The following is a 1,252-nucleotide window of genomic DNA, read 5'->3' on the forward strand; positions in this document are numbered from 1 at the left end:
ATCTTCCGCGCAGGCCGACTCGACTAGTGAGCTATTACGCTTTCTTTAAAGGATGGCTGCTTCTAAGCCAACCTCCTAGCTGTCTAAGCCTTCCCACATCGTTTCCCACTTAACCAGGATTTCGGGACCTTAGCTGACGGTCTGGGTTGTTTCCCTTTTCACAACGGACGTTAGCACCCGCTGTGTGTCTCCCACGCTGCACTCACCGGTATTCGGAGTTTGCCTCGGGTTGGTAAGTCGGGATGACCCCCTAGCCGAAACAGTGCTCTACCCCCGGCGGTGATACGTGAGGCGCTACCTAAATAGCTTTCGAGGAGAACCAGCTATCTCCGGGCTTGATTAGCCTTTCACTCCGATCCACAAGTCATCCAAATCTTTTTCAACAGATCCTGGTTCGGTCCTCCAGTTGATGTTACTCAACCTTCAACCTGCTCATGGATAGATCGCCCGGTTTCGGGTCTATTTCCAGCGACTGGTCGCCCAGTTAAGACTCGGTTTCCCTACGCCTCCCCTATACGGTTAAGCTCGCCACTGAAAATAAGTCGCTGACCCATTATACAAAAGGTACGCGGTCACCCCACGAAGGGGCTCCCACTGCTTGTACGCATACGGTTTCAGGATCTATTTCACTCCCCTCTCCGGGGTTCTTTTCGCCTTTCCCTCACGGTACTGGTTCACTATCGGTCAGCCAGGAGTATTTAGCCTTGGAGGATGGTCCCCCCGTCTTCAGTCAAGGTTTCACGTGCCCCGACCTACTCGATTTCACGGGATCAGGCTTTCGACTACGGGGCTATCACCCTGTATCGCTGAGTTTCCCAACTCATTCGCCTAACCTTTCACCCGCTTAAGGGCTAGTCCCCGTTCGCTCGCCGCTACTAGGGGAATCTCGGTTGATTTCTTTTCCTCGGGGTACTTAGATGTTTCAGTTCCCCCGGTTCGCCTCCTGCACCTATGGATTCAGTACAGGATACTCAGGTTACCCTGAGTGGGTTTCCCCATTCGGAAATGCCCGGGTCACAGGTTGTTTGCCACCTCGCCGAGCCTTATCGCAGGCTTCCACGTCCTTCATCGCCTCTGGCTGCCAAGGCATCCACCGTATGCGCTTCATCGCTTGACCATATAACCCCAAGGGGTCTGATCCGCGATGACAACAACGACAATTGCCGGATACGCTTGAGACGTATCTCATGCCCTTTCCCGGGTAGGAAAGGGACTTTGTCAGCATGATTTACATTGTTAAAGAGCGTTTAGA

The 1,252-nt window shown here is 53.2% G+C and carries 1 rRNA gene; it reads right to left on the bottom strand.

Annotation, left to right across the window (positions count from 1 at the left end):
• Nucleotides 1–1,117 (bottom strand): 23S ribosomal RNA (locus ACGTN6_RS20400); the annotation flags it as partial.
• Between the last annotated feature and the right edge of the window lie 135 nt (nucleotides 1,118–1,252).

It is taken from the genome of Halomonas sp. B23F22_20 (assembly GCF_043496985.1).
Lineage (GTDB): Bacteria > Pseudomonadota > Gammaproteobacteria > Pseudomonadales > Halomonadaceae > Halomonas.